Genomic DNA, 26,625 nt, shown 5'->3' with positions numbered 1-26,625 from the left:
CGCATGCCCGACAGGTCCGACACCCCGCTCGCGCCGGTACTCCTCGGCAACGAACCCGGCTCGTTCCCGCACAGCGTCCTCGCCGAACGGCATCCCGCGATCATCCGCCAGGTACGGGAGTCCTTCCCCTACGGCCCCGAGCAGCACCGCGCACTGGACGCGCTCCACGCGAGCTGCACCGAGGGCGTGATCGAACCGCTCCCCGCCGACGCCCACGACCGGGACCGCTGGACGGCCTGGGGCGCCGACCTGTACACCGGCCGGTCCTGGTTCGACGTACCGTGGCTGTGGTCGGAGAGCTACTTCTACCGCCGACTGCTCGAAGCCGTCGGCTACTTCGCCCCCGGCCCCTGGCAGGGCATCGACCCCTTCCGCCCCTCCAAGCTGGCCGAACTCGACGCTCCGGAGACGGACGAGGAACTGGCCGCCCTCGACGACCTCGCGGACCGGCCCGCCGACGAGCAGGACCGGGCGCTGCTGCACGGCTCCCTGTGGGGCAACCGCGCCGACCTCGGCTTCCGGCTGTCGGCCCCGCACGACGAGTCCTCCGCGGACACCCAGCCGCTGGTCGCCGACGACAGCGCGGCCCTCTGGTCCCTGCTCCCGCCCACCGGCTCGGCCACTTTGGTCCTGATCGCCGACAACGCCGGCCGCGAACTCGTCCCCGACCTGCTCCTCATCGCCCGCCTCCTCACCCAGGGGCGCGTCCGGCGGGCCGTCCTCCACGTCAAGCCGTACCCGTACTACGTCTCCGACGCCACGCACGCCGACGTACTCGACGCCCTGCGACGGCTGAGGGCGGCACCGGGCGCGGCCGCGACGTACGGGCACACCCTCTGGTCGGCCATGACCGATGGCCGCCTCACCGTACGCGCCCATCCCTTCTCCAGCGCCCCGCTCCCTTTCGCGGCGCTGCCCGGCGACCTCCGTGAGGAGCTGTCCACGGCCACCCTCACCCTCGTCAAGGGCGACCTCAACTACCGCCGCCTCGTCGGCGACCGGCTCTGGCCACCGACCACGCCGTTCACCGACGTCACCGCCCACTTCCCCGGCCCGGTCGCCGCCCTGCGCACCCTGAAGTCCGACGTCATCACCGGCCTGGACGCCCGCACGGAGGCGGTGCTGGACGAGACCGAGGGACAGAAGTGGCGGACCGGCGGGACGCATGCGCTGATTCAGGTGCGGACGTGATCGGGCACACCCCGGTTCAAGTGACCTGCACGGGCAGCGATTTGAGACCGTTGATGAAGTTCGACACCAGTCGCCGCGGCGGCCCCGCCGTCCGCAGAACCGGCAGGACCCGCAGGGCCTCCCGGTAGAGCACGCGCAGCTGCAGCCGCGCGAAGTGCGCGCCCAGGCAGACGTGCGGACCGTCGCCGAAAGAGACGTGCGGGTTCGGGCTGCGGGCCAGATCCAGCCGGTCCGGGTCGGTGAAGACCCGTTCGTCGCGGTTGGCGGAGGCGTGGAAGACGACCACCTTGTCACCCGCGCCAATCCGGCGGCCGGCCAGCTCGGTGTCCTGGGTGGCGGTGCGGCGGAAGGTGAGGACGGGTGGATGCCAGCGCAGCAACTCGTCGACGGCCGAGGCGAGTTCGACGCGGCCGTCGCGGAGCTGCTCGTACGCCTTCGGGTGCTCGGCCAGGGCGAGCAGCCCGCCGGGTGCGGCGCTGCGGACGGTGTCGTTGCCCGCGACGGTGAGCAGGAAGAAGAACATCTCCAGTTCGGGTCCTGCCAGTTCGGCGTCGTGGGCGAGGGTGGTCATCACGTCGTCGTCGGGGAACCGCCGTTTGTGCGCGGCCAGTTGCTGGGCGTACCCGAACATGTCCCGCAGCATCGCGGGCGAACGCGGATTGACCGGCCGGCCGGCCGCGTCCCGCACCGCCGGCCCGGACTCGTCCGGGTCCTGGTATCCGATCACCCGCTGCGTCCAGTGCAGCAGCAGCCTGCGGTCGGCCTCCGGCACGCCGAGCAGGTCGGCCAGGTTGAGCAGGGCGTAGTCGTCGGTGACCGCGGTGACCAGGTCGACGGTGCCGTCGGCAGCGCGGGCCTCCTGCAGGGCGCGCGCGAGGAGCAGGCGGGCCCGGTCCTGCGCGACCTTGGCGAAGCGGTCGATGCGTCCGGGCGTGAAGGCACGGCTGACCAGCCGTCTCAGACGGCCGTGGCCCGGCGGATCCTGGTTGAGCATCATGCGCCGGATGAACGGCAGGTCGTCCGGCTCGGGATCGCGGATCTGGGTCGCGCCGATGTACGAGGAGTACGTCGCCGAGTCCTTGAGCACGCGCACCACGTCCGCGTGCCGGGTCACCGCCCAGAACCCGGGCCCGGCCGGCCAGCCCAGCACCTCGGGCTCGTCCTGACGGGCCACGGGGTGGTGATCGCGCAGGATCCGGTAGGCGGCGTACGGCACGCCGGTCGCGTACTGGCGGGGGTCGAAGACGTCGGGGACGGGGGGAGCGTGGTGGACCGTCACGCCTGCTCGCTCTCGTCGGCCCGCAGGAAGTCCTCCACCACTCCGATCAGCTCCAGGGGGGTCTCGTCCATTGCGTAGTGGCCGGCGGCGGGGAGTTCGTGCAGGTCGGCTCGGGGGTACCAGGCCATCCAGGTCCGGCGGAGCAGGTCGGCGGACAGGGCCGGGTCGAGGGCGCCGGTGACCGCGAGTGCGGGCACCGGGGATCCCTCGACCTGGAGGTGGAAGTCTTCCCCGGCCCAGGAGTCCAGCCAGGCGCGGAACGCCTTCTGGTCGCTCACCGCGAGCGAACGGGTCACCATGCGGTCGAGCCAGGCGGCCGGGCGGCGGCCACCCGTGGTGATGTCGATGATGGCGCGCCGGTTCTCCGGCTTGTGCGCCGCGTCCGCGAACAGCTCCCTCCCCCACTCTCGACTTCGCTCGAGCGGGGGGACCCCCAGCTCCGGCGGCAACGCCAGCCCCGAGGCCGGCACCGGTGAGACCCCGACCAGTCTGCGCAGCCGGTGCGGGGCCACGGCGAGGAGGCGCTGGCCGACCGCGCCGCCCATCGAGTGACCGACCACCGAGAACCGCTCCCAGCCGAGCCGGTCGGCCAGTTCCACCAGATCGAGGGCCGCTTCGCCGGTCGTGTAGGCGCCGACGGCGTGCTTCGCGCCGCCGTAGCCGCGCAGATCGACGAGGGCGTAGGTGAACTCCGTGCGGTCGAGGTCGGGGAGGACGCCCGCGTAGGCGGACCGATCGGCGAACCAGCCGTGCACGGCGAACACCTTGTGGGGGCCGTCGCCGTGCAGCTCGTGCGGGAGCGTGTAGGAGTTCATGTTGGAGGTCATGCGACCAAGGTGGCGCCTTTCGGTGAAGGCCGACAGATTGCCACAGCGACGTTGATCTGCTCCACGCCCCTGGCTATGTGGTGATCATGACAAATTCTTGGTAGTCATGTCGACATGCCGTTACGTCAATTGCGCGCGGGAACGGGGAGAGTCGCGGCCGCCACGATCACCTTCATGCTGGTGGCGCTCACGGCCTGCGGCGACGACGGGGACTCCTCGTCCTCGGCGGACGGGCGTGACACGGTCACCGTGGCCGCCCTGCCCTTGATCGACTGCGCCGCCCTCTACATCGCACGGGACCGCGGCCTGTTCGAGAAGGAGGGTCTCGACGTCCGCATCCAGCAGGTCCAACAGAGCCTCCAGGCCCTGCCGGCCCTGGCCAAGGGCCAGATCGACATGGTCGCGAGCGCGAACTACGTCACCTATCTCCAGGCCCAGGAGCAGGGCACGCTCGACATCCGGATCGTCGCCGAGGCGATCAGGGCCGCGCCGCGCATGATGGAGGTCCTGGTGCCCGAGGACTCGGACATCAAGACCCTCGCCGACCTCGAGGGCAAGAAGCTCGCGGTCAACACCCTGAACAACGTCCAGTCGCTCACCTTCAACGAGATCCTGGCGAAACAGGGCGTCGGCCGTCCTGTCTACCGGGCGATTCCCTTCCCGCAGATGGGCGCGGCTCTGGACAAGGGACAGGTCGACGCCGTGCACGCCGTCGAGCCCTACGACACGTCCATCCAGGACGAGTTGAAGGCCAGGGTCCTCGTCGACGGCTCTTCCGCGCCGGTGGAGGCCATCCCCCTCAGCGGATACATCAGCACCCGCGAGTACGCCGACGGGAACGGCAAGACGCTGGCCGCCTTCCAGCGGGCCATCAGGGCCGCCGTGCGGATCGCCGAGAAGGACCCGTCCGTCGTGCGCGACGTCCTTCCGACGTACACCAAGGTCACCGAGAAACAGGCCGAGTCCATCGACCTGCCCGTCTTTCCCCCCACGATGGACGCCGCGCAGCTCACCCGGCTCACCGACCTCATGGAGAAGCAGGGGATGCTGAAGAAGCCGATCGACGCGGCGACCCTGATGGTCGAGTGATACGCGACGTGAAGGGCCGTCGGGAGCAGCTCCTGCTGGGCACGTGGGGCGTCGTGCTGATGTTCGGTGCCTGCGAGGCCGTCTCCCGCGCCGGTCTCGTGCGGAGCAGCTATCTGCCGCCCGCCTCCGAAGTCCTGGTCCGCGCAGTGGAGTTGGCGGGCGACGCGGCCTTCCTGGACGGCCTCGGCGCCACCCTGCGGGCGTGGGCGCTCGGGCTCGGCCTCGCCTGTGCCCTCGCGGTGCCGGTCGGTCTGGTGCTGGGCAGTGTGCCGGTCGTCGACGCCGCCGTCCGCGCGATCATCGAGTTTCTGCGGCCGCTGCCGTCCGTCGCGCTGATCCCTCTGGTCTCCCTCCTCCTCGGCTCGGGCACCGAGACCGAGGTCGCGCTGGTGACGTACGCGTCGGTCTGGCCGATCCTCTTCAACACCGTCTACGGCCTCGGCGAGACCGATCCCCTGGCCAAGGACACCCTCCGCGCCTTCGGCTTCGGCCGCCTCGCCGTCCTCCTCCGCGTCGAACTGCCGGGCACGGCCCCCTTCATCGCAGCCGGCATCCGCATCTCGGCCGCGGTCGCCCTCATCCTGGCCGTCGCCACGGAGATCCTCTCCGGCTTCGGCGAAGGCCTCGGCATCTTCATCGCCCAGGCGGGGCTGGCGACGGACGGGACGCGGGATGTGCTGGCGGGGGTGGTGTGGGCGGGCGCTCTGGGGCTGGTCGTCAATGGGGTGCTCGTGTGGGGGGAACGGCGGTTGTTTCCCTGGACGCCGGGGAGCCGGCATGGGGGGTGACGAGCTGATCAGGGCGGAGAGGCCGGGAGGGGAGGGAAGGGTGGGCGTGGGTGGGTCGAGCCGCGCCGCATCATGCACATCCGCACCCGCAGCCGCCCCGGCAGTCCGCTCGCATCGCGGTGAGTGCCGATGAACCGCCAGCGCCCCACCGCACCGGAGCCCCCTGGGCCCCCCGGGCCCCCTGGGCCGTCTGGACCGCCTGACCGACGGCCTGCAGCCCTACGCCGCCGCGCCCCCCGCCCGGCGCTCGAACGCCGCGCCTCCGCCTCTGCCACCGCGCGTCACGCGCTGCTGCGCTGGCTTGTCCTCGCGCTCGCCGTGGCCGTCTGGCAGGTGGTCGCCCGAGCGCAGGGCAGTGTTTACTTCCCGCCGCCCGCCGAGATCGCGCGGCACGCCCGTGACCTGTGGTTCTCGGGGCCCGCACGGCACGCGTTCCTGACCGAGGACGCCGTCGCCGACGTCCTCCCGAGCCTCGGCCGCATGGCCGCCGGGTTCACGCTCGCCGCCGTCGCCGGGATCGCCCTCGGCGTAGCGGTCGGCCGCTCGCGACGTGCGTACGCCCTCTGCAACCCCGTCCTGCAGTTCGCCCGCGCCGTGCCGCCGCCGGCTCTGGTCCCCGTCTTCGTCGTGATCTTCGACTTCGGTACGCCGATGCAGATCGCGTCGATCGTCTTCAGCGCCGTCTGGCCGGTACTGATCAACACGGCGGAGGGCGCCCGGAACACCGACCCGCTGCGTCTCGAGGTCGCCGCCGTGCTGCGCCTCACCCCGGCCGAACGGCTCCGCTTCCTGATCCTGCCCTCCGCCCTGCCCCGCATCTTCGCCGGCCTGCGTCTGAGCCTTTCGCTCTCCCTCATCCTCATGGTGTTCTCGGAACTGCTGCCCGGCACCGCGAACGGCATCGGCTTCACGCTCACCGACGCCCAGTCCCGCTCCGACCTGCTCACCGTCTGGGCCGCGCTGGCCCTCCTCGGCGTCCTCGGCCACCTCCTCAACACCGGCCTGATGGCGGTCGAGAAGCGGATCGTCGGAAGAGGGAGAACGACGGCCGGATGACCCCCACCACGCCCCCAACCTCTGCGCAGGGACAGCCATGCTCCGATTGGACGCGGTCGGCCGGCACTTCGGCGACCACCAGGTGCTGCACGACATCACCCTCACCGTGCCCGACGGTCAACTCCTGTGCGTCGTGGGCCCGTCCGGCTGCGGCAAATCCACGCTGCTGCGCACGATCGCGGGCCTGCTGCCGGCGTACGACGGCACGATCACCCTGGACGGCACACCCGTGCGGGGCGTCCCCCACAACCTGGCCGTGGTCTTCCAGGACTACGCCCGCTCCCTCTACCCCTGGCTCACGGTCCGCGAGAACGTGGCGCTCCCGCTGCGCCGCAGAGGCCTGCCGAGAGCGGAACGCCGGGCCGAGGCCGACCGCATCCTCGCCCGGGTCGGCCTCACCGACACGGCCCGGCGCCACCCCTGGCAGCTCTCCGGCGGCATGCAGCAACGTGTGGCGATCGCCCGCGCCCTGGTCTGCCGCCCCTCCCTGCTCCTCATGGACGAGCCCTTCGGCTCCCTGGACGCCCAGACCCGCGAGGACCTGGAGGACCTTCTCCTGGAGGTCCACCGCACGGACGGCGCGACGATCGTCTTCGTCACCCACGACATCGACGAGAGCGTGTACCTGGGAGACCGCGTCGTCGCCCTCTCGCCGGGGCCCGGCACCAAGGTCGTCCTGGACCTGCCGGTCGAACTCCCCGCCCCCCGGGACCAGATCACGACCCGGGGCCTCGCGGAGTTCGTCACACTGAGGTCGGAGGTGGGGCGGGCGGTGCGCAACAGGGAGCGCCGGTGACTCCGTCGTGCGGGAGCTCCGCCTCTCGGCGCCGGTCCAGGCCATTCAGCCGGACGGTAGGGGCGGCGGGGCGAGAAGCCGCCCGCCCGTTGCCCCCGCCCCGCCCTCAGCCCAGGCGCACGTCCTGCCACACCAGCCGGTGATCGGAGGTCGGCACCGTCCTCCCGTCGCCCACCAGCCGGTACAGCGGATCGTCGGACGTCGGCCAGAACACCCCGTTCGCGCCCGGTATCAGCCCCTTGGACGGCAGGACATAGTCCACTCGCAGGTTCCCGGGAGCGCCATCGCCGAAGTCGCCGGTGTCGTACGCCGGGTTGCCGGTGTGCGAGGCATTGGCGCCGCCCTGAAGCTTCGCGGCCTCCACCCCGCCCGCGCTGGCCGGCGGAGTCGCCGGAACGTTCACCGCCGGGTGGTCGAGCAACTGCCGTATCGCATGGCCATAACTGTCGCCGTCGTACGGATCGGCGTTGTTGTCGCCGGCGATCACGAACCGCGCCCCGGGCCGCAGCCCGCCGCGCACGCCCCTGTCGTCGTAGAGGTAGGAACTGCGCCCGCGCCCGCCGATGTAGTCCGCCCACAGGCGGATCTCGTCGTGGTTGCGCCGCCCGTTGCGGTCCTCTGTGCCGTCGAAGGTGGGCGGCGTCGGGTGCGAGACCAGGAAGTGCACGGTGGAGTGCCCGATGCACACCGGCACGTCCCAGTGGCTCTTCGACGACAGCCGCAGGATCGAGCGGGCCTCGTCGCTGTAGTAGCCCGGGGGCATGAGGTGGCCGGGCATGTCCTTCCACAGGAAGTGCTGGAAGGTCCGCACCGCGCGCGTGTCGATCGGATACTTCGACAGCACGACCATGCCGTACTGCCCGGGGAACCAGCCGTAGCCGTACGCGTCCTGCCCGTACGCGTCCGAACCGGGTGTCGTGACCGCGCCGTTCTTCCCGTCGAGGTCCACACCGGTGGCGACGCCCGTGTTCACCGGACCGGTGAAGCGGTAAGGGAAGCGGATCGGCCGCGCCCCGCTCTGGCCGACGGACAGGTAGTTGCGCAGGAACAGGCGGACCGCCGTGCCCTGCTCGTCGTAGTCGAACTCGTTGATCAGAAGGATGTCCGGGTCGACCCGCTGGATGGTCTCGGCGACGTTGCGCGCCTGGGCGTTGTCCGGCGTGGACAGGTCGCTGATCAGTGCGCCTTGGGCGGAGCGGTTCAGGGAGGCGTTGAAGGTGGCGAACCGTACCGGCCGGCGGCCGTGCCGCTCGGCCGCCGGGGCCGGGAACGCCGCGGTCGTGGCCAACGCCGCCCCGGCTAGGGAGGCGAGCGCGGTGCGGCGGGAGAGGGATCCGGTGTGGTTCATCGCGACTCCGGTGAGGGGGGACAGGGAGCACAGGGGGACAGAGCGAGCTCGAAAAGTCTGCGCGCGTAGAGATGAACGCCACAAGGCCCGGGGAGAACTCCCGGATTCACCCCCGATTCACCTGATTCACGCGATGGTGTGATCATGTCCCGCGCCGCGGATGCCTGTTGGGCCCCGGGGGTAGGGCCGGGCCATGACGCAGCAGCCCTTCGAACTCCCGCACTTCTACATGCCGTATCCCGCGCGGCTGAACCCGCACGTCGACGAGGCGCGCGCCCATTCGACCCGGTGGGCGCGCGAGATGGGCATGCTGGAGGGGTCCGGGGTCTGGGAACAGGCCGACCTGGACGCGCACGACTACGGCCTGCTCTGTGCGTACACCCACCCCGACTGCGACGGCCCGGCCCTCTCCCTCATCACGGACTGGTACGTGTGGGTCTTCTTCTTCGACGACCACTTCCTGGAGACCTTCAAGCGCACCCAGGACCGCGCCGGCGGCAAGGCCTACCTGGACCGGCTGTCGCTGTTCATGCCGATGGACCTGGCGACCCCGATGCCCGAGCCGCAGAACCCGGTCGAGGCGGGGCTCGCCGACCTGTGGACCCGTACGGTGCCCTCGATGTCGGTCGACTGGCGCCGCCGGTTCGCCGTCGCCACCGAGCACCTTCTCAACGAGTCCTTGTGGGAGCTGTCCAACATCAACGAGGGGCGTGTCGCCAACCCCGTCGAGTACATCGAGATGCGCCGCAAGGTGGGTGGCGCCCCCTGGTCGTCGGGCCTCGTGGAGTACGCGACGGCCGAAGTGCCCGCGTCCGTCGCTGAGTCGAGGCCGCTGAGGGTCCTGATGGAGACGTTCTCGGACGCCGTGCACCTGCGCAACGACCTGTTCTCCTACCAGCGCGAGGTCGAGGACGAAGGCGAACTCAGCAACGGAGTGCTGGTGCTGGAGACCTTCTTCGGCTGCACCACCCAGGAAGCCGCCGACACCGTCAACGACGTCCTCACCTCCCGGCTCCACCAGTTCGAGCACACCGCCCTCACCGAAGTCCCGGCCGTGGCCCTGGAGAAGGGGCTCACGCCGCAGGAGATCGCCGCCGTCGCCGCGTACACCAAGGGCCTGCAGGACTGGCAGTCGGGCGGCCACGAATGGCACATGCGTTCCAGCCGCTACATGAACGAGCGCGCGCAGTCCGCGGCGCCGTGGCAGACGCTCACCGGACCCGGCACCTCCGCGGCCGACGTCGGCGCACTGCTCGCCGCGGCCGGCGCCGAACGCCTGCGCGCGTACACGCACGTGCCCTTCCAGAAGGTCGGCCCTTCCCGCCTGCCCGACTTCTTCATGCCGTTCGCCGTGGAGCTCAGCCCGCACCTGCCCGGCGCCCGCACCCGCCTCACCGAGTGGATGCACCGCATGGGGATGCTCCGGGAGGGCGTTTGGGACGAGGACAAGCTCGCCGCCTACGACCTCGCCCTGTGCTCCGCCGGCCTCGACCCCGACGCCACACCGGAGGCCCTCGACCTCAGCGCGCAGTGGCTGGCCTGGGGGACGTACGGCGACGACTACTACCCGCTGGTCTTCGGCCACCGCCGCGACCTGGCCGCCGCGCGTCTGACCACCCGGCGCCTGTCGGACTGCATGCCCCTCGAGGGCGAGGCGGCCGTCACTCCGCTGGGCGGCATGGAGTGCGGTCTCGTCGACCTCTGGACGCGCACGACGGCGGGGATGACCGCGGCCCAGCGGCGCTCCCTGAAGGACGCGATCAACAAGATGACCGAGAGCTGGGTGTGGGAGCTGGCCAACCAGCTCCAGAACCGCATCCCCGACCCGGTCGACTACCTGGAGATGCGGCGCGCCACCTTCGGCGCCGACCTCACGCTCAACCTGTGCCGCACCGGCTGCGGCCCCGCCGTCCCGCCGGAGGTCTACCGCAGCGGGCCCGTGCGCTCTCTGGAGAACGCGGCCGTCGACTACTCCATGCTCATCAACGACGTGTTCTCCTACCAGAAGGAGATCGAGTACGAGGGGGAGATCCACAACGCGATCCTCGTCGTCCAGAACTTCTTCGGCGTCGACTATCCGACCGCGCTAGGAGTCGTCCATGACCTGATGACCCAGCGAATGCGCCAGTTCGAGCATGTGGCCGCGCACGAACTGCCGGTCGTGTACGCCGACTTCGACCTCTCGGACGAGGCGCGGCGGGCCATGGGGGCGTATGTGGAGGACCTGCGCAACTACATGGCGGGCATCCTGAACTGGCATCGGTCGGTCGACCGTTACAAGCCCGAATTCCTGGCCCGCCGCGCCCACGGCTTCCTGCCGGCCCGCCCGCCGGCCGTACCCGTCCTCAGCTGACCTCCCGCACGCACGCAGCGGCCTCGGCGAGCCCTCGTACGCCCTTCGCGGCGTTCCCCGCGAGCTCGCCGAGTATCGCGTGGGCGGCCGTGAGGAGCGCGCGGGCCTGCTCCGAAAGCCCGGCCTCGGCGAGGGCACGTGTCAGCGCGTAGTGCTCCTCGGCGATGAAACGGCCGAGGTTCACACGCTGCCAGTCACGCAGGGAGTCGTCTGCGGGGTCCTCCAGGATGCCGCGGAGAGCAGCCAAGGTCCGTACGGCAGCCTGGAGTCGGGTGGCGGCACGCTCCAGGCGTGCCTGGTCGCGGAGGGCGGAGACCCGGTCCCATGCCGTCTCCTGCAAGGCGGTGTACAGACGCTGGGCGCGCAGAGCCTGGGTGTGGTCGCCGAGCTCCTCGAAGTGGCGGGCCAGCGCGCCCAACGGGGCCGTGGTCAAGGCCTGCGGCGTGTCGGTCCGGCGGAGTCGGCTCTGGTCCATGACGATCTCGTCCAGCTCGCGGATCAGAGCGACCCGGGCCAGTTCGGTCATGCCCTGGTCGCGGGCCAGGTCGGTCCAGGTGTGCAGGGGCTCGTCCGCGGGGTCCGCACCGAAGAACGTGTCGTCGAGCTCCTGCGCCCACTCCCGCAACGCGTCCGCACTCGCGCCCGGTTCCGGCATGCCGCCGAGGCCGCACGCGGTGTCGAAGTCCGTCTCCCGCACCTCGTGCAGCAGGGGCAGGTCGCCGGTGTCCCCGCGCAGGCCCACCAGCGTGGCGGCGAGCCGCAGTTCGTCCGTCATGGAGGACTTCGCCTCGTGCCGCAGCAGGTGGCGCAGGATCTCGAGATCGCCTCCCGCCCGGTCGAACTGCGCGGCCCGCAGGGCGAGTCGGCGCCGTACGGGATCGTCGGCCAGGGCGTCCCGGACGGCGACGTCGCCCGCACGCAGCAGCGCCAGATCGGCACGGCCGCTCGCGAGCACCGGCTCCCACAGGGGTGGGCGCGGATACGAGTCGAGCAGCTGATAGGCGTTGTGCTCGACCGCGTTCAGCAGCAGGAAGTCGGGCTCGGTGCGCAGGAGCGCGGCCTGCAGCATGGCTTCGAGCTCTGCGCTGGAGCGCTCCGGAAAGCCCAGCGCGGCGCGCAGTTCTGCCCGCGCCTTTTCGAGGTGACGACTCTGCTGAACCTCCTCCTCGTCCTCCTCGTCCTCCTCGACCTCCGCCAGTCCGATCATGATCTCGAGCGCCTCGTCGACGCTGGAGCCGACGATCCCGGCCGAGCCCTCCGAGTCGGCGTACAGCACCGAGCCGTCCGCGCACACGAAGTACGTACCACCGGTGTCGTCCCCCGCCACTATGTCGAGCGGTCCGCCCGAGGCGAGGCGGACCTCCTCGACGTGACCATGGGCCGCACGGTCGATGTCGAAGGCGAAGGGAAAGGCCGCCAGTCCGGCCAGCCGGGGGTTCTCTCGGAGCAGCCGCAGCGCACGATCGGTCATGTCACAGAACGTAACAGCGGCCACTGACAACGGACTTCCGGCCTCCGAACGCGGGCATCGAAACTTTTCGGCCGGAACGGGACATTCCTGGAACTTCGACGATGCGCCGGGAGTCTTCCGGGATGAAGGGGAACAGACGACAAGAACACAACGGGGGTGTTCGACCTTGACCGACATCATCGAGAGGTTCACGGACAGCGACACGGAGACCGAACAGGCGGAGCAGCCGCTCGACACCGTCGAGCTCACGCCGTACGTGGCCCCGCTGCCCGTCCCTCCCGTCCTGCGGCCCGCGCCCGACGATGTCCTGCGCGAGACCGAGATCGCCCTGCGCCCGGCCTGGGTGCGTCTGCACCCGCAGCTGCCGCCGACCCTGATGTGGGGGTACGACGGCCAGGTGCCGGGCCCCACCATCGAGGTGCGGCGCGGACAGCGCGTCCGCATCGCCTGGACCAACCGCATCCCCAAGGACAGCGAGTACCCGGTCACTTCGGTGGAGGTGCCACTGCGCACCGACGGCCGTCCCCAGGCCACGACCGAGCCCGGCCGTGAGGGCGTCGAGCCGAACAAGGACGTCGCCGCCCTGCCCGCCTGGTCGGTGACCCACCTGCACGGCGCCCAGACGGGCGGCGGCAACGACGGGTGGGCGGACAACGCGGTCGGTCACGGCGACGCCCAGCTGTCGGAGTATCCGAACGACCATCAGGCGGTGCAGTGGTGGTACCACGACCACGCCATGAACATCACGCGGTGGAACGTGATGGCCGGCCTGTACGGCACCTACCTCGTCCGTGACGACGAGGAGGACGCCCTCCGTCTCCCCTGCGGGGAGCGGGAGATCCCGCTGCTGCTGGCCGACCGCAATCTCGACACCGACGAGGACGGCCGGCTCAACGGCAGGCTGCTGCACAAGACGGTGATCGTCCAGCAGAAGAACCCGGAGACGGGCAAGCCGGTCTCCATCCCGTTCACCGGCCCGTACACCACGGTCAACGGCCGCATCTGGCCGTACGCCGAGGTGGACGACGCCTGGTACCGCTTCCGGCTGGTCAACGCGTCCAACGCGCGCATCTACAACCTGGTCCTGGTCGACGAGGACGACAACCCGGTCCCGGGCGTCGTGCACCAGATCGGCAGCGACGGCGGACTGCTGCCGCGCCCGGTACCGATCGACTTCGACGGTGCGCTGCCCGTGCTGAGCGCGGCGCCGGCCGAGCGCTTCGACCTGCTCGTCGACTTCCGCGGCCTCGCGGGCCGGACGCTCCGCCTGGTCAACAAGGGCCGCAACCAGCCGCCCGGCGTACCCGACCCGGCCGGTGACGTGCGCTACCCGGCGGTCATGGAGTTCCGGGTCGGGGAGAGCTGCGAGACGGACGGCTTCGAACTGCCCGAGGTGCTCTCCGGCTCCTTCCGCCGGCTCACGCACGACATCCGGCACGGCCACCGCCTCATCGTGCTCACCCCGCCCGCCACCAAGGGCGCCGGCGGTCACCCGGAGATCTGGGAGATGGCGGAGGTCGAGGACCCGGGTGACATCCAGGTGCCCACCGAGGGCGTCATCCAGGTCACCGGCTCCGACGGGAGGACGCGGACGTACCGGCGCACGGCCCGGACGTTCAACGACGGCCTGGGCTTCACCATCGCCGAGGGCAGCCACGAGCAGTGGAGCTTCCTCAACCTCGCCCCGATCGTCCACCCCATGCACATCCACCTGGCCGACTTCCAGCTGCTGGGCCGGGACGCCTACGACGTCTCCGGCTTCGACCCGGCGGTGGGCGGCACCCGCGGCCCGATCCGGTTCGACGCCGGCACCCGGATCCCGCTGGCGCCCAACGAACTCGGATACAAGGACGTCTTCCAGGTCCCGGGGAACCAGATGCTGCGCGTCATGGGCAGGTTCGACGGCGCGTACGGCCGGTTCATGTACCACTGCCACCTCCTCGAACACGAGGACATGGGCATGATGCGGCCCTTCGTCGTCATGCCCGCGGAGGCGCTGAAGTTCGACCACTCAGGCGCCCACGGCGGCCACGGGGAGGGGCACTCGGGCTGACATCCACGCACGCGCGCGTGGCGGGTCAGGCGCGCGCGGTGACCTTCCGCGCCGCGTGCTCCACCGCGGCTCGCGCCAGCCCCCGGACCATCGGGTGCGGGCGCGAGCCGTCGCCGGACAGTTCCGGCTGGAACAGGGACGCGAGGAAGAAGGGGTGGCCCGGCAGTTCGGCCATCCGGACCTGCCCCTGAGTGTCCTGCCCGCTGAAGCGCAGACCGTGTTCCCGCAGCGTGTCGAGGTGGCGGGAAGGACCGTAGTGGCAGGAGTAGCGCTCCACGGTCCGTTCGGCACCGATCACCGACTGGGCGAGCGACCCCGCTTCCAGTACGACGGTGTCCTCGTGGCCGGCCAGTGAGCAGGCCAGCGGTTCGATGAGGAAGTCCTCGGCATCGGGGTCGTTCTCCGCGTGCGCCACCTTCGTCAGCCCGCAGGCGCCCCGGGCGAACTCCAGCAGCGCGTGCTGGAAGCCGCCGCAGGTGCCGAGGAACGGGATGCCTTCCGTGCGCGCGGCGCGGATCGCGGCGAGGACACCCGCCTCGCTGCGGTACGGGCTGCCCGGCACCACCCACACGGCGTCGAACCCGCGCACGGCACCCTCGGCCACGGCGTCCTCGGACGGGATCCAGTAGGCGTCCAGGACCAGCCGGTCGTGTGCGGCGAGCGCGTCGAGCAGGTGGGGGATACGGGTGTGCGAGACGACGTCGGGGGACCGGTCGCCGACGAGGGCGACCTTGGCGACGGGCATCGTGGTGTCGGTCATGGCCCTCATCCTGGGCGCGCCGGGTTGTTCACGTCCAACGATGATTAGTGCATCGTCGATAAGCAGATCTGATGGCAGAGCCGATGGCGTGAGGGATGCTGTCCGGCATGGACCCGCACCTCCTGCGCACCTACGCCACCGTCGCCCGCCTCGCCTCGTTCTCCGAGGCCGCCCGCGAACTGGGCTACACCCAGTCGGCGGTGTCCCAGCACATCGCCGCGCTCGAACAGGACCTCGGCGCCCCGCTGCTCACCCGCCGCCCCGTCGCGCCCACCGCGGCCGGCGAGCGGCTCCTCGAACACACGGGGCCGCTGCTGCTGCGTCTGGAGGCCGCCCGCGCGGACGTCGTACGCATGGTGGCCGCGCCGGACCACGGGCTGACGCTCGCGACCGCGCCGACCGCCCTCGGACCACGCGTGCTCGCCGCGCTTCCGGCCTCCGGAGTGACCCTGCGCGTCCTGCCGCGTGACGAGGTCACCGCGGCCGTCGCCACGGGCTCGGCGGACCTCGGCCTCGTGGACGGTCTGGCCGCCCCCAGCGACCCGTTGCGACTGCCCGACGTGGCACCCCTGACCACGTACGGCGTGGGGGAGGAGCCGGTCTGCGTCCTCCTGCCCGACACCCACCCGCTCGCCCTACGCGCGAGCCTGCGGCTCGGTGACCTGGCCGCCGCCCGCTGGCTGGACGCCCCCGACGCGGGCCTGCCGCTCGCCCACCTCCGCGCCGCGAACGGCGGCCACGGCTTCCGCAGAGCCCTGCGCTACGACGGCACCGACGTCCGCACCCTCATCACCCTGGCCGCCGCGGGTCACGGCCTGACCCTGCTGCCACGCCCGGCCGCCACCGGCGTACCCGGCACGGTCGCCGTACCGGTGACGGAACCGCGCGTCGTGCACCGGACGGAACTGGTGCACACGGGAGTGCTCGGGGGAGCCGCGGCGGCGGTCGCGCAGGTGCTTGCCGAACGGCCGTGAGGCGGCGGCCCGCCCCCCGCGTCACCGTCCCTGACGTCCCGTTCTCTGCCGTGACGCCTATGCTTCCCGTTCTTGACCACGGGTCAGTCTCACTCGATCGTGGCTCGTTGGGCGCCGGTGCGCAGGGTAGTCACCAGGCGGAGGCGATCGATGGACCAGACTGCGTTGCGACCCAAGCCCATGCCAGGTCAGGGGCCCGGCGACGACGGCGGCGCCGAGCCCGGCCCCGGCGCACGGCGCCCGCACGCCGCGCCCCGCCGGTGCGGGCGGCGGCTCGCGACCCTCGTGGTCGCCCTGCTCGTCGGGATGGTCCTGGTCCTGTCCGGGGCCGGGCTCGGCGCGATGGGGGCCACGGTGATCGGCATGGACAAGCTCGCCGAACTGCAGCGCCGGGCAGGGCCGGGCCCCACCGCAAACCCGGCCCCCTCCGCACGCCCCGCGTCCCCGTCGCCGGCCTCCCCGCCCGCTGCCGCCGCCGTAGCCACCCTCGGTGTGGAAGCCGTGGACGCAGGGAAGCCGGGCGCGCTGGTCGTCGGCGTTCATGTGCCCGGACCGGGATACACGGCCGGCCTCGTCCGGGGCGATGTGATCCTCGCGTTCGACGGGACCCGCACCGACTCGGCCGCCGACCTCGCGCGCGCCGTCGCCGCATCCCGCCCCGGCAGCGGGGCCGTCCTGACGGTGCGCCACCGCAGCGGCGGCTTCCAGCAGCTGACGGTGGTCCCCGCCGTCGTCACCTGAGGGACCGCCTCCCGAGAGGGAGTACGGGAAAACCACTGGTCGCCCTCCGCCGACAAGGCCACGATGAGCCCATGCCGACCAGCCTCATCGCCTTCCTGGGGGCCTGTACCCTCGTCGCCGCCTCGCCCGGGCCCAGCACCGTCCTGATCATCAAGCAGTCCCTCCACAGCAGACGCTCCGGCTTCCTGACCGTGCTCGGCAACGAGACCGGCGTCTTCATCTGGGGCGTCGTCGCCGCCTTCGGCCTGACCGCGCTGCTGACGGCCTCGGAGGTGGCGTACGACGTGATGCGGATCGTCGGCGCCGTCGTCCTCGTCGGCTTCGGCGTCCAGGCGCTGCGGCAGGCGCGCCGCGGCAGCGGCGCGGAGGAGGGCACTTGGGAGGCCACCCACAAGAGTGGCTGGGCCTCCTACCGCGGCGGACTGCTGCTCAACCTCGCCAACCCCAAGGCGGCCGTCTTCGCCCTGTCCTTCCTCCCGCAGTTCGTGCCCGAGGGCGCCCCGCATCTCCCGGCCATGATCGGCCTGGCCGCGCTCTGGGCGGTGTACGAGGTCGGCTACTACGGCCTGTACGTGTGGTTCGTCGGCCGGATGAAGGCCGTGCTGTCCCGCGCGGGTGTGCGCCGGCGTCTGGAGCAGGTCTCCGGGGGCGTCCTGCTGCTCCTCGGCGTCCGTATGGCACTGGACGGCTGACGCCATGGCCGACCGGCCGTACGGAAGACCCGCCGAAAGACCCGTCGAAAGACCCGCCGACCGGCTCGCGCCGCCCCTTCCCTACGGGCAGGATGCTGCCCGTGGTCCTTATCAGCGCCCAGGGAGGCCCGGATGACCGGCACCGCACCCGCGCCCTTCACCGCCGACGACTACCGGGCCCGGATGGAACGCGCCGCGCGGACGGCCGTGGACGCCGGGCTGGCCGGGCTGCTGGTGGCCCCCGGCCCGGACATGGTGTGGCTCACCGGCTACGCGCCGCCCGCGGAGACCGAGCGGCTCACCCTGCTGGTGCTCGTCCCCGGCCGAGACCCCGTCCTCGTCGTCCCCGCCCTGGAGGCCCCGGACGCCGCCAAGGCCTCCGGCGCGCCCGGTCTGACCCTGCGTGACTGGACCGACGGCCAGGACCCCTACGCAGCCGCCGCCGGTCTCCTCGACGCGAGCGGCCGGTTCGGCATCAGCGACAACGCGTGGGCGATGCATCTGCTGGCCCTGCAGCGGGCGCTGCCCGGCACCTCCTACGCCTCCCTCACCGACGCCCTGCCGATGCTGCGGGCCGTCAAGGACGCCCCCGAGGTGGAGCTGCTGGCGGCCGCGGGTGCGGCCGCAGACGCAACGTTCGAGGAGATCCGGAAGGTTCCCTTCGGCGGTCGCCGGGAGTCCGACGTCGCCGCCGACCTCGCCGACCTGCTGCGGAGCTTCGGCCACTCCCAGGTCGACTTCACCATCGTCGCCTCCGGCCCCAACGGCGCCAACCCGCACCACGAGGCGGGCGACCGCGTGATCGGGAGCGGCGACATGGTCGTCCTCGACTTCGGCGGCCTGCGGGACGGCTACGGCTCCGACACCTCCCGCACGGTCCACGTCGGGGAACCCACCGACGAGGAACGCCGCGTCCACGACCTGGTGCGCGAGGCCCAGGAAGCGGGCTACCGGGCCGTACGGCCCGGCGCCGCCTGCCAGGAGGTCGACCGGGCCGCCCGCGCGGTCATCGCGGACGCCGGCTACGGCGAGTACTTCATCCATCGCACCGGGCACGGCATCGGTGTCACCACGCACGAGCCGCCGTACATGATCGAGGGCGAGGAGCAGCCCCTGGTGCCCGGCATGTGCTTCTCCGTGGAGCCCGGCGTCTACCTGCCCGGCCGCTTCGGAGTGCGCATCGAGGACATCGTCACGGTCACCGAGGACGGCGGCCGGCGCCTCAACGACACGACCCGAGAGATGGTCATAGTGGACTGACCCGGCGACCGATCCCGGAGCAAGGAGCCCCCGTAGACCCCCGAGCGACAACGGCGCGACCATGACCCAGGCACCGACACCCACCGCGGACACCGTCCGCCGACTGGTCCGTTCCCTGCTCAAGGAGGGCGTGGACGACTCGGCGGGCCCCGAGGTCCGGCCTGCCTCCCCGGGCGCCGAACCCGCCACCTGGCTGGTCGGCACCCGCCATGTGCTGCGCCTCGCCCCCGACCGTGACGCAGCCGCCCGCCAGCGCCGCGAACTGCGCCTGCGGGACCTGGTCCGGACGCACGTCCCGGTCGCGGTGCCGACGAGCGTCGCGTACGGGGAGTGGGCGCCCGGGCTGACCTACACCCTGGACACCAAGGTGCCCGGCGGGTCGGGCGCACAGCACGACGTGTCCGCCGTCGGCGAGGCCGATCTGGCCGGGCTGCTCACAGGGCTGCGGGAAGTCCCCGTACGGCAGGCCGAGACGCTCGGCGTGCCGCGCGCCGCCCCGCGCTCGCTGGAGGCCCTGCGAAGGTCCGCCGAACGTGCCGCCGGACGCCTCGCCGAAGCCGACGAGTTCGACGCCGCCCGCCTTCGCCAGCTCACCCCGCCGGCCGCCGTGCAGCTCGCGGCCCAGCCGGGCACCGCCGTCCTCGTCCACCACGCCCTCACCGGCGACCACCTCGTCGTCAGCGCCGACGGCCGGGTGCGCGGCGTCCTCGGCTGGGCCGACACCGTTCTCGGCGACCCCGCCGAGGACATCGCCGGCCTCGCCCTCGCCGTCGGCTCCCCGGCCGCCGTCCGCGCCGCCACCCTCGCCGGCTACGGCGCCCGCCCCTGCCTGCGCGGCCTCTGGCTCGCCCGCTGCGACGCGGTCCTCCACCTCGCGGCCCGCCTCGACGGCGAGGGCGAAACCCCACTCCCGCTACTGAGAACCCAGCTCCGGCACGCGTGGGAGGCGATCCTGCTGGAGCGCGTGACGGAACTCAGGGAGGACGACGGCGACGAGGAGCTCTAGCACGGCGAGGAGGTGCCGTAGGCACGGGGGGTTCCCCGCGCGCGGGGCGCCTCCGAGGACGCGGGCTCTCTTGCGCGGAGGCGGGCACACGAGCTGGCGTAATTGCGCGCGGGGAACCCCGGGCACGCGGGACTCTTGTGTGGGTGGGGTGCTGTGCGTGTGGGTGCCCCGCGTGCAGGGGGATCCTTCGAGGATGCGGGGTTGTCCTGCCGGGAGCACGTGGGGCTCTCTTGTGTGGGTGGGGTGCTGTGCGTGTGGGTGCCCCGCGCGGACGCGGATCTTCCGAGGATGCGGGGCTGTCCTGCCGGGAGCACACGGCGCTCTCTTGCGCGGGAGGACGTGCCGCACGCGGGGACCCTCCGAGCATGTGGGGCTGTCCTGCCCGCCAGGACGCGCTGTAGTGAAGGACCCGCGCGCGTGGGGACCCTCAAAGGGCGCGGGCTCTCTTCCCCCGCCGGAGGCGACGGCGCTCCGGCCGGTTGTGCAGGGCGGGCTCCGGCGGGGCGACGAGTGTGCATGCGCCGTACAGCCCCGCGACGGGTCGCCGATGGCGGGCAGACCGGCGGAGCCGCGCCTGTCGGCCGCCTGCCGGCCGGGGGCGGCCGGGCCAACAGGGTGAAGGTCGTTCCGGTGCCCGGGCGGACGCGGGGGCCATGGCGAGGAAGGCGATCGTACTCACGGACGCCGGGGTCGAGGTGAACAACCGCACGACCGCTCTGGCCACGACCGCGGCCGGCGAGCCGGTCAGTACCCGGGCCGGGCCCACTCGGTCGGACAGCCGACCGCCGCCATGTGCTGCCCCCCGGCCAGGGGAATGGGAGCGCCGATCGCAGAACGGCCCGCCCGCTGCCGCGCACGCACCCCGGCGGCCCCCGGCTCACCCCTGCAACAGCACCACACCCGACTCCCCGGGCACATGCAGCACCCCGTCCGCGCCCGGCGCCTCCACGGGCTCCCAAGCCGCCAGTACGACCGCCTGACGGGGGCCCAGGGGGATCGCCGCCGGGTCCTTGGCGAGATTGACGGCCACCCGCACGTCGCCGCGGCGGAAGGCGAGCCAGCGCCCCTGCTCGTCGTAGGCCACCTTGGTGTCGGCGAGGTCGGGATCCGTGAGGTCGGGCTGCTCGTGGCGCAGGGCGATGAGGCGGTGGTACCAGGCGAGCACGCGCGCGTGGGGCTCGCTGTCGAGCTCGGACCAGTCGAGGCAGGACCGGTCCCGGGTCGCCGGGTCCTGCGGGTCGGGCACGTCCTCCTCGGCCCAGCCGTGCGCCGCGAACTCACGCCGTCTGCCCCGTCGTACGGCCTCGGCGAGCTCCGGGTCGGTGTGGTCGGTGAAGAACTGCCAGGGGGTGCTCGCGGCCCACTCCTCGCCCATGAACAGCATCGGCGTGAACGGCGCGGTCAGCGTCAGTGTGGCCGCGCAGGCCACGAGCCCGGGGGAGTCCGGCAGGAACGCGGCCGCGAGCCGGTCGCCCTGGGCCCGGTTGCCGACCTGGTCGTGGGTCTGGCTGTAGCCGAGGAGACGGTGCGCCGCCACGCGCGTGCGGTCCAGGGGGCGCCCGTGGCGCCGGCCCCGGAAGCTCGAGTAGGTGCCGTCGTGGAAGTACCCGCCGGTGAGGGTCTTGGCGAGGCCCGCCATGGGGGCGCGGGCGAAGTCGGCGTAGTAGCCCTGGGACTCCCCGGTCAGCGCGGCGTGCACGGTGTGGTGGAAGTCGTCGTTCCACTGGGCGTGCAGCCCGAGACCGCCCTCCTCGCGCGCGGTGATGAGCCGGGGGTCGTTGAGGTCGGACTCGGCGATCAGGTACAGCGGCCGGCCGAGGTCGGCGGAGAGGGCGTCGACGGCCGTCGACAGTTCCTCCAGGAAGTGGCACGCGCGCGTGTCCACCAGCGCGTGCACCGCGTCGAGGCGCAGCCCGTCGATCCGGTAGTCCCGCAGCCAGGCCAGCGAGCTCTCCACGAGATACGCGCGCACCTCGTCCGAACCGGGCGCGTCCAGGTTGACGGCGGAACCCCAGGGGGTGTGGTGCGTGTCCGTGAGGTAGGGGCCGAAGACGGGCAGGTAGTTGCCGGACGGGCCGAAGTGGTTGTGCACGACGTCCAGGACCACGCCCAGGCCCAGCTCGTGCGCCCGGTCGACGAAGCGTTTCAGCGCCTCGGGCCCGCCGTACGGCTCGTGCACGGCCCACAGCGAGACCCCCTCGTAGCCCCAGCCGTGCCGCCCGGGGAAGGGACACAGAGGCATCAACTCGACGTGGGTGACGCCCAGTTCAGCGAGATGTCCGAGCCGCTCGGCGGCCGCGTCCAGCGTGCCCTCGCGTGTGTACGTGCCCACGTGCAGCTCGTACAGCACCGCACCGGGCAGCGGCTTGCCCGCCCACTCGGTACGCCACTCGTACCGGCCGTGGTCGACGACCGCGCTCGGCCCGTCCGGGCCGTCCGGCTGGCGGCGGGAGCGCGGGTCGGGCAGCACGGGACCGTCGTCCAGCGCGAAGCCGTACCGGGTCCCGTCCGCCGCCTCCGCCTCCCCCCACCACCATCCCGCGCGATCGGGATCGCGCTCCAACGCACGCGTGACGTCCTCGCAATGGAGCGTCACACGGTCGGCCTGCGGTGCCCACACCTCGAACTGCACGGACGGTTCCCCTTCGTCTGCTCACCGTGATGTAGCCCGTCCATGGTGCTTCAAACGAGATCAATCCGCTTTTGAATCTTCCCTTTTGCGGCGGGTGTCGCGCTCGGTCCCGCCGAGCACGCGCGTGCGGCCGCCGTTTCCGGGTTTTCTGGACACCGGGGGTTCACTGACCGACAATCAGCACCGTGACGTCGTCCTTCGAGTTCAACACGTACCCCGCGCGGCTCTCCGACGCGGAGCGCGACAAGGCGCTGAAGGTGCTCCGTGACGGCGTCGCCATGGGCCGGCTGTCGCACGACACGTTCGTGCGGCGCATGGAGCTCGCCCTCGCCGCCCGCCGGGTGGACGAGCTCGCCGTGCTCACCGCCGACCTGCCCGTCGAGAGCCGTGTGTCGCGCCTGGTGTTCGGCACCGTCGAGGCGATCTCCGGCTTCACCGTACGGCTGCGCCGGGCATGGCAGGCCGAGCGGCTGCCCAAGCTGCTGCTGCCGCACCCCGCGGCCGGTCATCCGCTGCGCATAGGGCGCGATCCCGCCAACGGGCTGCGGCTGACCCACGAGACGGTGTCCCGGGTGCACGCCGAGCTGAGCCACCAGGCCGGCCTGTGGGTCCTGCGCGACCTCGGCTCCACCAACGGCACCACGGTGAACGGCCGACGCGTCATCGGGGCCGTCGTGGTCCGCGAGGGCGACCAGGTCGGCTTCGGCCGGATGTCGTTCCGGCTCGCCGCGAACTGAGCCGAACCTTAGCTCTGGCCTTGCTTTTACGTGATGCGTTGGTCGCCGGACCAGTGAAATCCCTTTGCGCTCTACGGTGTTGACGTACTCGTCAACTCGTGACTGACTGTGCGTACACCATGCACACCAGGTGAATCGACGGCACCACATTGTGGAGGTGTGCCCTGCCGCCACTCCTCCGCTACCCGACCGTCGACGAGCTGGGCGCCCGGGCGGCCGCGCTCGTCGCCCGCCGCCCCCGTGACGCACGGCTGCGCCGAGTGGGGACGTCTCGCGCGGGCACACCCCTGTGGCTGCTGTCCGTCGGCCACGGCAGCCGTCAGGCCCTCGTCGTGGCCGGGCCGCACGCCAACGAACCGGTGGGCGGCGCGACCGTACTGCGGCTGGCCGAACGGGCACTCGCCGACCCCCGGCTGCACGAGGGCGCCGACGCCACCTGGAACCTGCTGCTGTGCCTGGACCCCGACGGCCTGCGCCGGAACGAGGGGTGGCTGCACGGGCCGTACGCCCTCGGCGGCTACTTCCGGCACTTCTTCCGGCCCGGCTTCCTGGAACAGCCCGAATGGCTGCCCGACGGCGCGGACGCCGCGACGCTGCCGGAGACCCGCGCCCTGCTCGACCTCCAGGACGAACTGCGGCCCTTCCTGCAGTGCTCCCTGCACGGCGTCGACGTCGGCGGCGGCTTCGTCGAGCTGACCCACGACCTGCCCGGTCTCGCGCAGCGCGTCGCGCACTCCGCCGCCCGCCTGGGCATCCCGCGCGAGCTCGGCCCCTACGACACCCTGTACTGGCCGGAACTGGGACCCGCGGTCTACCGGATCCCGCGGCCGCGCCGGGGCGATCTGGCCGCCGCCATCACCGAGGCGGCTGTCGAGTCGACGTGGTTCCATCCGCACCGGCACGGCACGGTCACGGCGGTCGTCGAGGCGCCCATGTGGGGTGTGGCGGCGGTGGAGGACGGTACTCCGCCCGCAGATGAGGAAACGGTCCTGCGCAGGGTGAGCCACACCCTGCGCCACGACGCCCGCCTCCTGCAGCGGCTGCTGGAGCGCCTGCGGCCGCACCTGCCCGCCGGACCGGAGACGGCCCGGCTGCTCGCCCCGGTGGACGACTATTTACTGGTCTGCCCCGGGCTCGCCGACACCTGGGACCCCGACGTCCCGGACCCCGGCGGCACCCGCCCCCTCCCGCCGCTCAGCACCGCCCATCTGGCCGCCCTGCGCATCGCCGGGCGGCGCCTCGCCCTGCGGACGGCCGGGCTGCTGCACCAGCTCGTGACGGCCGCCGGGCGCGACCCGGCCGGCGTCATGCCGGAACTGGACGGGCTGCTCGACGAGTGGTGCGACGACTACCGCGACGGCTGCGGGGCGCGCTGGATACCGGTCGCGCGCCAGGTGGAGTACCAGTCACGGGTGGTGCTCGCCACGTTCGACCTCGCCGGCCGGCACGCGCCCGCGTGTTCCCGTTCGGGTGAGTCGGGGTGGAATGCCGGTGCCACCGTGCCGATGCATCGGGAATGACGCAATCCCTCACGAGGCGCTGCCTCACCGAACATCCGCGCGCGGCGAAAGCGGTACGGACCGGCCTGTCGGCGGCTGCCGCGCTCCTCGTCCTCGGCACGGTTCCGGCTACCGCGGCGGCTCACGAACCGCTCGTGGAGCCGCTCCTGGAACCGGGGCCGACCAACTGGCTCTTCCTCACACTCACCCCCGGCGACGGCGGGCAGGGCGACGTGCGGGGGGACGGGGGACACGACGGCAGCCACGGCGACGGCGGGCACAGCCGGGGCGTCCTCCTCAGCTGCGACCCGCCGCAGGGCCACGGACATGCGGCCGAGGCCTGCGCGCAGCTGGAGAAGGCGGGCGGCGACATCAGCCGACTCGCCCGGCTCCAGCCCGACGACACGTTCTGCCCGATGATCTACGCCCCGGTCACCGCCCACGCGCGCGGGACGTGGGCCGGACGACCTGTCGAGTACCAGGAGACCTTCGCCAACTCCTGCGCGCTGACCGCGCGGACGGGCTCGGTGTTCACCATGGACGGCTGATACGGCCGCTCCAGCCGCCGTAGTGCCTCACACGGCACGGTCCCGGGCGTGCAGCGCCGCCGCGACGACCGTGCGGGACTGGTGCTCGACCTGGTGCTCCAGGGGCACCCAGCGGGCGCGGAAGCGTTCGGCGAAGGCGTCGCTCCAGGTCGCCACGAGATGTTCGAGGCGCGGTGCCGCGCGGTCGTCGGCCTCCTGCAGGACCCGCAGCAGCATGGCCGCCGCCCGCAGCGGCAGCCGGCGCCCGAAGGCGTCCACGCTGCCGACGTACGCCATGGTGTCGTCGGCGGGCGGCGTGTGCATCCAGTCGGCGGCCAGTCCCGGCACCAGCTCCAGCGCCCACTTCGCGGCCCGCAGCAGGGGACCGTCGACGCCGTCCAGGCGGGGGAGCGCCTCGGCCAGCACCCGCTCCACCTCCAGCCCGTCCCGCCGCAGCCGGGCCCCCAGCCGCCGCATCGCCCTGGCCGGGTCCGGATGCGGCGCCGGGTCGTCCACCAGGTCGCTCGCCCACATGGGCACCTCGACGACCGCGGTGAGACCGCCGTACCGGTGCACGTGGTACCAGGTGCTGCTGCGCGCGTCGTCCGGCATGCTCGGGTACGCCGCTCCCGCGCCCGGCGCCGGCATCACATGCACCCCGGGTCCGGCCGCGGGCCAGCCCGCCGCGTCCGAGGCGCCGGTCTCCACCGGAATGTGCAGCTCCGCCGCGGACTTCGCGAACGGCTCGGCGAGCCCGGGGACGTCCTTCGTCAACTGCACCCAGCTGCCTCCCAGATCGGTGCCGTGCAAGGTGACCTGGAGGTAGGGGCGCAGTTCGTCGATGACCCGGGTCAGCGCGCGTGTCTCGGGCGGCAGCCGGTCGGGCGGCAGTGTGGCCGGTGCCCACTCCGGCTGCTCGGTGGCCGCGGGCCGGAAGAAGCCGCGGTGGTAGTCGAACAGGCTGCGGGGCGCCGGGGTGACGTGCAGGCTCGCCCCGTCGGGGTCCGCGCACAGCAGGAAGTGCCAGGAGATGTCGGCCCGTAGGCCCGGCTCGTGCAGGACGCGTTCGGCGACCGCGAGGAGGGCGGGGCCGCCCGTCGGTTCGTTGGAATGCGCGCCCGCGACCACGAGGACGGCGCGCCGGGCGTGACCGACCGACAGCAGGTGGAGGGGTCTGCCCGCGCGGGAGGCCCCCACCTGTCTGAGCGCGCACAGGTCGGGTCGGTGGGCGGCCAACGCGTGGGCGGACAGGTTCAGTTCGGTAAGGGTGGGGTAGCGCAGCTCCGGCAGGAGACTCACCCCCGTCACGTCCGCCCGGCTTCGCAATCCGCAGTACCCCATGGTCTGGTTTAGGTGTCAAGGACCTCACGGGGGAGGCTCCAGGGGGCGCCCAGTTGCATTTGCCTCCGGCAGGCCGGGTCTGTCCGAGGCAACGGGTATGCGAGGCCCGAGCCCGCCGCTCGACGAGGGCGACCTGTGCGCCTCAGGAGTGATGGAACGAGGCGTAGGCCCCGCCGGTCACCTCCCACCGGCCCCCAGGGGGCGC

General features: G+C 72.3%; 22 protein-coding genes. 15 read left to right on the top strand and 7 right to left on the bottom strand.

Going from position 1 to position 26,625, the window contains the following annotated elements; translation table 11 throughout:
• Positions 1 to 3: 3 nt before the first annotated feature.
• The gene (locus tag ACIBU0_RS12470) at positions 4 to 1,191 is read left to right on the top strand and encodes a damage-control phosphatase ARMT1 family protein (protein ID WP_398815827.1); all 1,188 of its coding nucleotides are present in this window, start codon (positions 4 to 6) and stop codon (positions 1,189 to 1,191) included.
• 16 nt (positions 1,192 to 1,207) lie between these two features.
• Here the strand turns inward: ACIBU0_RS12470 and ACIBU0_RS12465 are convergent, their stop codons facing one another.
• Positions 1,208 to 2,470, bottom strand: coding sequence for a cytochrome P450 (locus tag ACIBU0_RS12465; protein WP_398815824.1), 1,263 nt, complete (start codon positions 2,468 to 2,470; stop codon positions 1,208 to 1,210).
• The gene (locus ACIBU0_RS12460; RefSeq protein ID WP_398816886.1) at positions 2,467 to 3,285 is read right to left on the bottom strand and encodes an alpha/beta fold hydrolase; all 819 of its coding nucleotides are present in this window, start codon (positions 3,283 to 3,285) and stop codon (positions 2,467 to 2,469) included. Before ACIBU0_RS12460 ends, ACIBU0_RS12465 begins: the two co-directional genes overlap by 4 nt.
• Before the next feature lie 186 nt (positions 3,286 to 3,471).
• Here ACIBU0_RS12460 and ACIBU0_RS12455 point away from each other — a divergent pair, with 186 nt between their 5' ends.
• From ACIBU0_RS12455 to ACIBU0_RS12440, 4 genes are all read left to right on the top strand, one after another.
• Entirely contained in the window at positions 3,472 to 4,386 is a 915-nt protein-coding gene (locus ACIBU0_RS12455) for an ABC transporter substrate-binding protein (RefSeq protein WP_398815821.1), read from the top strand.
• Positions 4,383 to 5,174 carry an ABC transporter permease gene (locus ACIBU0_RS12450; RefSeq protein WP_398815819.1) on the top strand — a complete coding sequence of 264 codons (792 nt, stop codon included), beginning with the start codon at positions 4,383 to 4,385 and terminating at the stop codon, positions 5,172 to 5,174. Before ACIBU0_RS12455 ends, ACIBU0_RS12450 begins: the two co-directional genes overlap by 4 nt.
• 318 nt (positions 5,175 to 5,492) lie before the next feature.
• A complete protein-coding gene (locus ACIBU0_RS12445) occupies positions 5,493 to 6,230 on the top strand; it encodes an ABC transporter permease (RefSeq protein WP_398815816.1) in 738 nt (245 codons plus the stop codon).
• A 37-nt stretch (positions 6,231 to 6,267) separates the two neighbouring features.
• On the top strand, positions 6,268 to 7,026 hold the full coding sequence (locus ACIBU0_RS12440; RefSeq protein ID WP_398815814.1) for an ABC transporter ATP-binding protein: 759 nt from the start codon (positions 6,268 to 6,270) through the stop codon (positions 7,024 to 7,026).
• 106 nt (positions 7,027 to 7,132) lie between these two features.
• Here ACIBU0_RS12440 and ACIBU0_RS12435 read toward each other — a convergent pair whose 3' ends face one another.
• Entirely contained in the window at positions 7,133 to 8,374 is a 1,242-nt protein-coding gene (locus ACIBU0_RS12435) for an endonuclease/exonuclease/phosphatase family protein (RefSeq protein ID WP_398815811.1), read from the bottom strand.
• A gap of 193 nt (positions 8,375 to 8,567) precedes the next feature.
• On the opposite strand from ACIBU0_RS12435, the gene cyc2 reads away from it, so the two are divergent.
• Positions 8,568 to 10,727 (top strand): germacradienol/geosmin synthase Cyc2, encoded by a 2,160-nt coding sequence (gene cyc2, locus ACIBU0_RS12430; protein ID WP_398815808.1) that lies wholly within the window; start codon positions 8,568 to 8,570, stop codon positions 10,725 to 10,727.
• Here the strand turns inward: cyc2 and ACIBU0_RS12425 are convergent.
• Positions 10,720 to 12,198: a hypothetical protein gene (locus tag ACIBU0_RS12425; protein ID WP_398815805.1), complete on the bottom strand. Its 1,479-nt coding sequence runs from the start codon at positions 12,196 to 12,198 to the stop codon at positions 10,720 to 10,722. The genes cyc2 and ACIBU0_RS12425 overlap by 8 nt on opposite strands.
• A 166-nt stretch (positions 12,199 to 12,364) precedes the next feature.
• On the opposite strand from ACIBU0_RS12425, the gene phsA reads away from it, so the two are divergent.
• Positions 12,365 to 14,251, top strand: a complete 1,887-nt coding sequence (gene phsA, locus ACIBU0_RS12420) for an O-aminophenol oxidase PhsA (RefSeq protein WP_398815803.1) — start codon at positions 12,365 to 12,367, stop codon at positions 14,249 to 14,251.
• A 25-nt stretch (positions 14,252 to 14,276) separates the two neighbouring features.
• Here the strand turns inward: phsA and ACIBU0_RS12415 are convergent, their stop codons facing one another.
• A complete protein-coding gene (locus tag ACIBU0_RS12415) occupies positions 14,277 to 15,011 on the bottom strand; it encodes a hypothetical protein (RefSeq protein WP_398815800.1) in 735 nt (244 codons plus the stop codon).
• A 107-nt stretch (positions 15,012 to 15,118) separates the two neighbouring features.
• On the opposite strand from ACIBU0_RS12415, the gene ACIBU0_RS12410 reads away from it, so the two are divergent.
• The 5 genes from ACIBU0_RS12410 to ACIBU0_RS12390 all read left to right on the top strand — a co-directional run bounded on the left by ACIBU0_RS12410 (position 15,119) and on the right by ACIBU0_RS12390 (position 19,684).
• The gene (locus tag ACIBU0_RS12410) at positions 15,119 to 15,985 is read left to right on the top strand and encodes a LysR family transcriptional regulator (protein ID WP_398815798.1); all 867 of its coding nucleotides are present in this window, start codon (positions 15,119 to 15,121) and stop codon (positions 15,983 to 15,985) included.
• Positions 15,986 to 16,135: 150 nt separating this feature from the next.
• Positions 16,136 to 16,726 carry a PDZ domain-containing protein gene (locus ACIBU0_RS12405; protein ID WP_398815795.1) on the top strand — a complete coding sequence of 197 codons (591 nt, stop codon included), beginning with the start codon at positions 16,136 to 16,138 and terminating at the stop codon, positions 16,724 to 16,726.
• A gap of 71 nt (positions 16,727 to 16,797) precedes the next feature.
• Positions 16,798 to 17,418: a LysE family translocator gene (locus ACIBU0_RS12400; RefSeq protein ID WP_398815793.1), complete on the top strand. Its 621-nt coding sequence runs from the start codon at positions 16,798 to 16,800 to the stop codon at positions 17,416 to 17,418.
• Positions 17,419 to 17,550: 132 nt separating this feature from the next.
• Positions 17,551 to 18,678 carry an aminopeptidase P family protein gene (locus ACIBU0_RS12395; protein ID WP_398815790.1) on the top strand — a complete coding sequence of 376 codons (1,128 nt, stop codon included), beginning with the start codon at positions 17,551 to 17,553 and terminating at the stop codon, positions 18,676 to 18,678.
• Positions 18,679 to 18,739: 61 nt separating this feature from the next.
• A complete protein-coding gene (locus tag ACIBU0_RS12390; protein ID WP_398815787.1) occupies positions 18,740 to 19,684 on the top strand; it encodes an aminoglycoside phosphotransferase family protein in 945 nt (314 codons plus the stop codon).
• An 877-nt stretch (positions 19,685 to 20,561) separates the two neighbouring features.
• Here the strand turns inward: ACIBU0_RS12390 and treZ are convergent.
• A complete protein-coding gene (treZ, locus tag ACIBU0_RS12385) occupies positions 20,562 to 22,316 on the bottom strand; it encodes a malto-oligosyltrehalose trehalohydrolase (protein WP_398815785.1) in 1,755 nt (584 codons plus the stop codon).
• A 185-nt stretch (positions 22,317 to 22,501) separates the two neighbouring features.
• Between treZ and ACIBU0_RS12380 the strand changes: the two genes are divergently transcribed.
• The 3 genes from ACIBU0_RS12380 (at position 22,502) to ACIBU0_RS12370 (ending at position 25,100) form a co-directional block, all read left to right on the top strand.
• Complete coding sequence (locus ACIBU0_RS12380; RefSeq protein WP_398815782.1) at positions 22,502 to 23,053, top strand: FHA domain-containing protein; 552 nt, start codon at positions 22,502 to 22,504, stop codon at positions 23,051 to 23,053.
• A gap of 149 nt (positions 23,054 to 23,202) precedes the next feature.
• Positions 23,203 to 24,573 (top strand): M14 family zinc carboxypeptidase, encoded by a 1,371-nt coding sequence (locus ACIBU0_RS12375; RefSeq protein ID WP_398815779.1) that lies wholly within the window; start codon positions 23,203 to 23,205, stop codon positions 24,571 to 24,573.
• The gene (locus ACIBU0_RS12370; RefSeq protein ID WP_398815776.1) at positions 24,570 to 25,100 is read left to right on the top strand and encodes an SSI family serine proteinase inhibitor; all 531 of its coding nucleotides are present in this window, start codon (positions 24,570 to 24,572) and stop codon (positions 25,098 to 25,100) included. The genes ACIBU0_RS12375 and ACIBU0_RS12370 overlap by 4 nt, the downstream gene beginning before the upstream one ends.
• Positions 25,101 to 25,127: 27 nt before the next feature.
• On the opposite strand, the gene ACIBU0_RS12365 is transcribed toward ACIBU0_RS12370, so the two are convergent.
• Positions 25,128 to 26,378, bottom strand: a complete 1,251-nt coding sequence (locus ACIBU0_RS12365; RefSeq protein ID WP_398815773.1) for a M14 family zinc carboxypeptidase — start codon at positions 26,376 to 26,378, stop codon at positions 25,128 to 25,130.
• Positions 26,379 to 26,625 lie beyond the last annotated feature (247 nt).

Origin of the sequence: Streptomyces sp. NPDC049627 (assembly GCF_044465645.1) — a bacterium.
Taxonomy (GTDB): domain Bacteria; phylum Actinomycetota; class Actinomycetes; order Streptomycetales; family Streptomycetaceae; genus Streptomyces.
Note: the sequence above shows the minus strand (reverse complement) of the source record. Positions and strands in the feature narration are given on the sequence as shown.

Coding starts and splice junctions, on each gene's coding strand:
- ACIBU0_RS12470 (WP_398815827.1), top strand. CDS start 4: ATGCCCGACAGGTCCGACACCCCGCTCGCGCCGGTACTCCTCGGCAAC.
- ACIBU0_RS12395 (WP_398815790.1), top strand. CDS start 17,551: ATGACCGGCACCGCACCCGCGCCCTTCACCGCCGACGACTACCGGGCC.
- ACIBU0_RS12460 (WP_398816886.1), bottom strand. CDS start 3,285: ATGAACTCCTACACGCTCCCGCACGAGCTGCACGGCGACGGCCCCCAC.
- ACIBU0_RS12425 (WP_398815805.1), bottom strand. CDS start 12,198: ATGACCGATCGTGCGCTGCGGCTGCTCCGAGAGAACCCCCGGCTGGCC.
- cyc2 (WP_398815808.1), top strand. CDS start 8,568: ATGACGCAGCAGCCCTTCGAACTCCCGCACTTCTACATGCCGTATCCC.
- ACIBU0_RS12410 (WP_398815798.1), top strand. CDS start 15,119: ATGGACCCGCACCTCCTGCGCACCTACGCCACCGTCGCCCGCCTCGCC.
- ACIBU0_RS12370 (WP_398815776.1), top strand. CDS start 24,570: ATGACGCAATCCCTCACGAGGCGCTGCCTCACCGAACATCCGCGCGCG.
- ACIBU0_RS12455 (WP_398815821.1), top strand. CDS start 3,472: ATGCTGGTGGCGCTCACGGCCTGCGGCGACGACGGGGACTCCTCGTCC.
- ACIBU0_RS12415 (WP_398815800.1), bottom strand. CDS start 15,011: ATGACCGACACCACGATGCCCGTCGCCAAGGTCGCCCTCGTCGGCGAC.
- ACIBU0_RS12440 (WP_398815814.1), top strand. CDS start 6,268: ATGCTCCGATTGGACGCGGTCGGCCGGCACTTCGGCGACCACCAGGTG.
- ACIBU0_RS12400 (WP_398815793.1), top strand. CDS start 16,798: ATGCCGACCAGCCTCATCGCCTTCCTGGGGGCCTGTACCCTCGTCGCC.
- ACIBU0_RS12405 (WP_398815795.1), top strand. CDS start 16,136: ATGGACCAGACTGCGTTGCGACCCAAGCCCATGCCAGGTCAGGGGCCC.
- ACIBU0_RS12390 (WP_398815787.1), top strand. CDS start 18,740: ATGACCCAGGCACCGACACCCACCGCGGACACCGTCCGCCGACTGGTC.
- ACIBU0_RS12435 (WP_398815811.1), bottom strand. CDS start 8,374: ATGAACCACACCGGATCCCTCTCCCGCCGCACCGCGCTCGCCTCCCTA.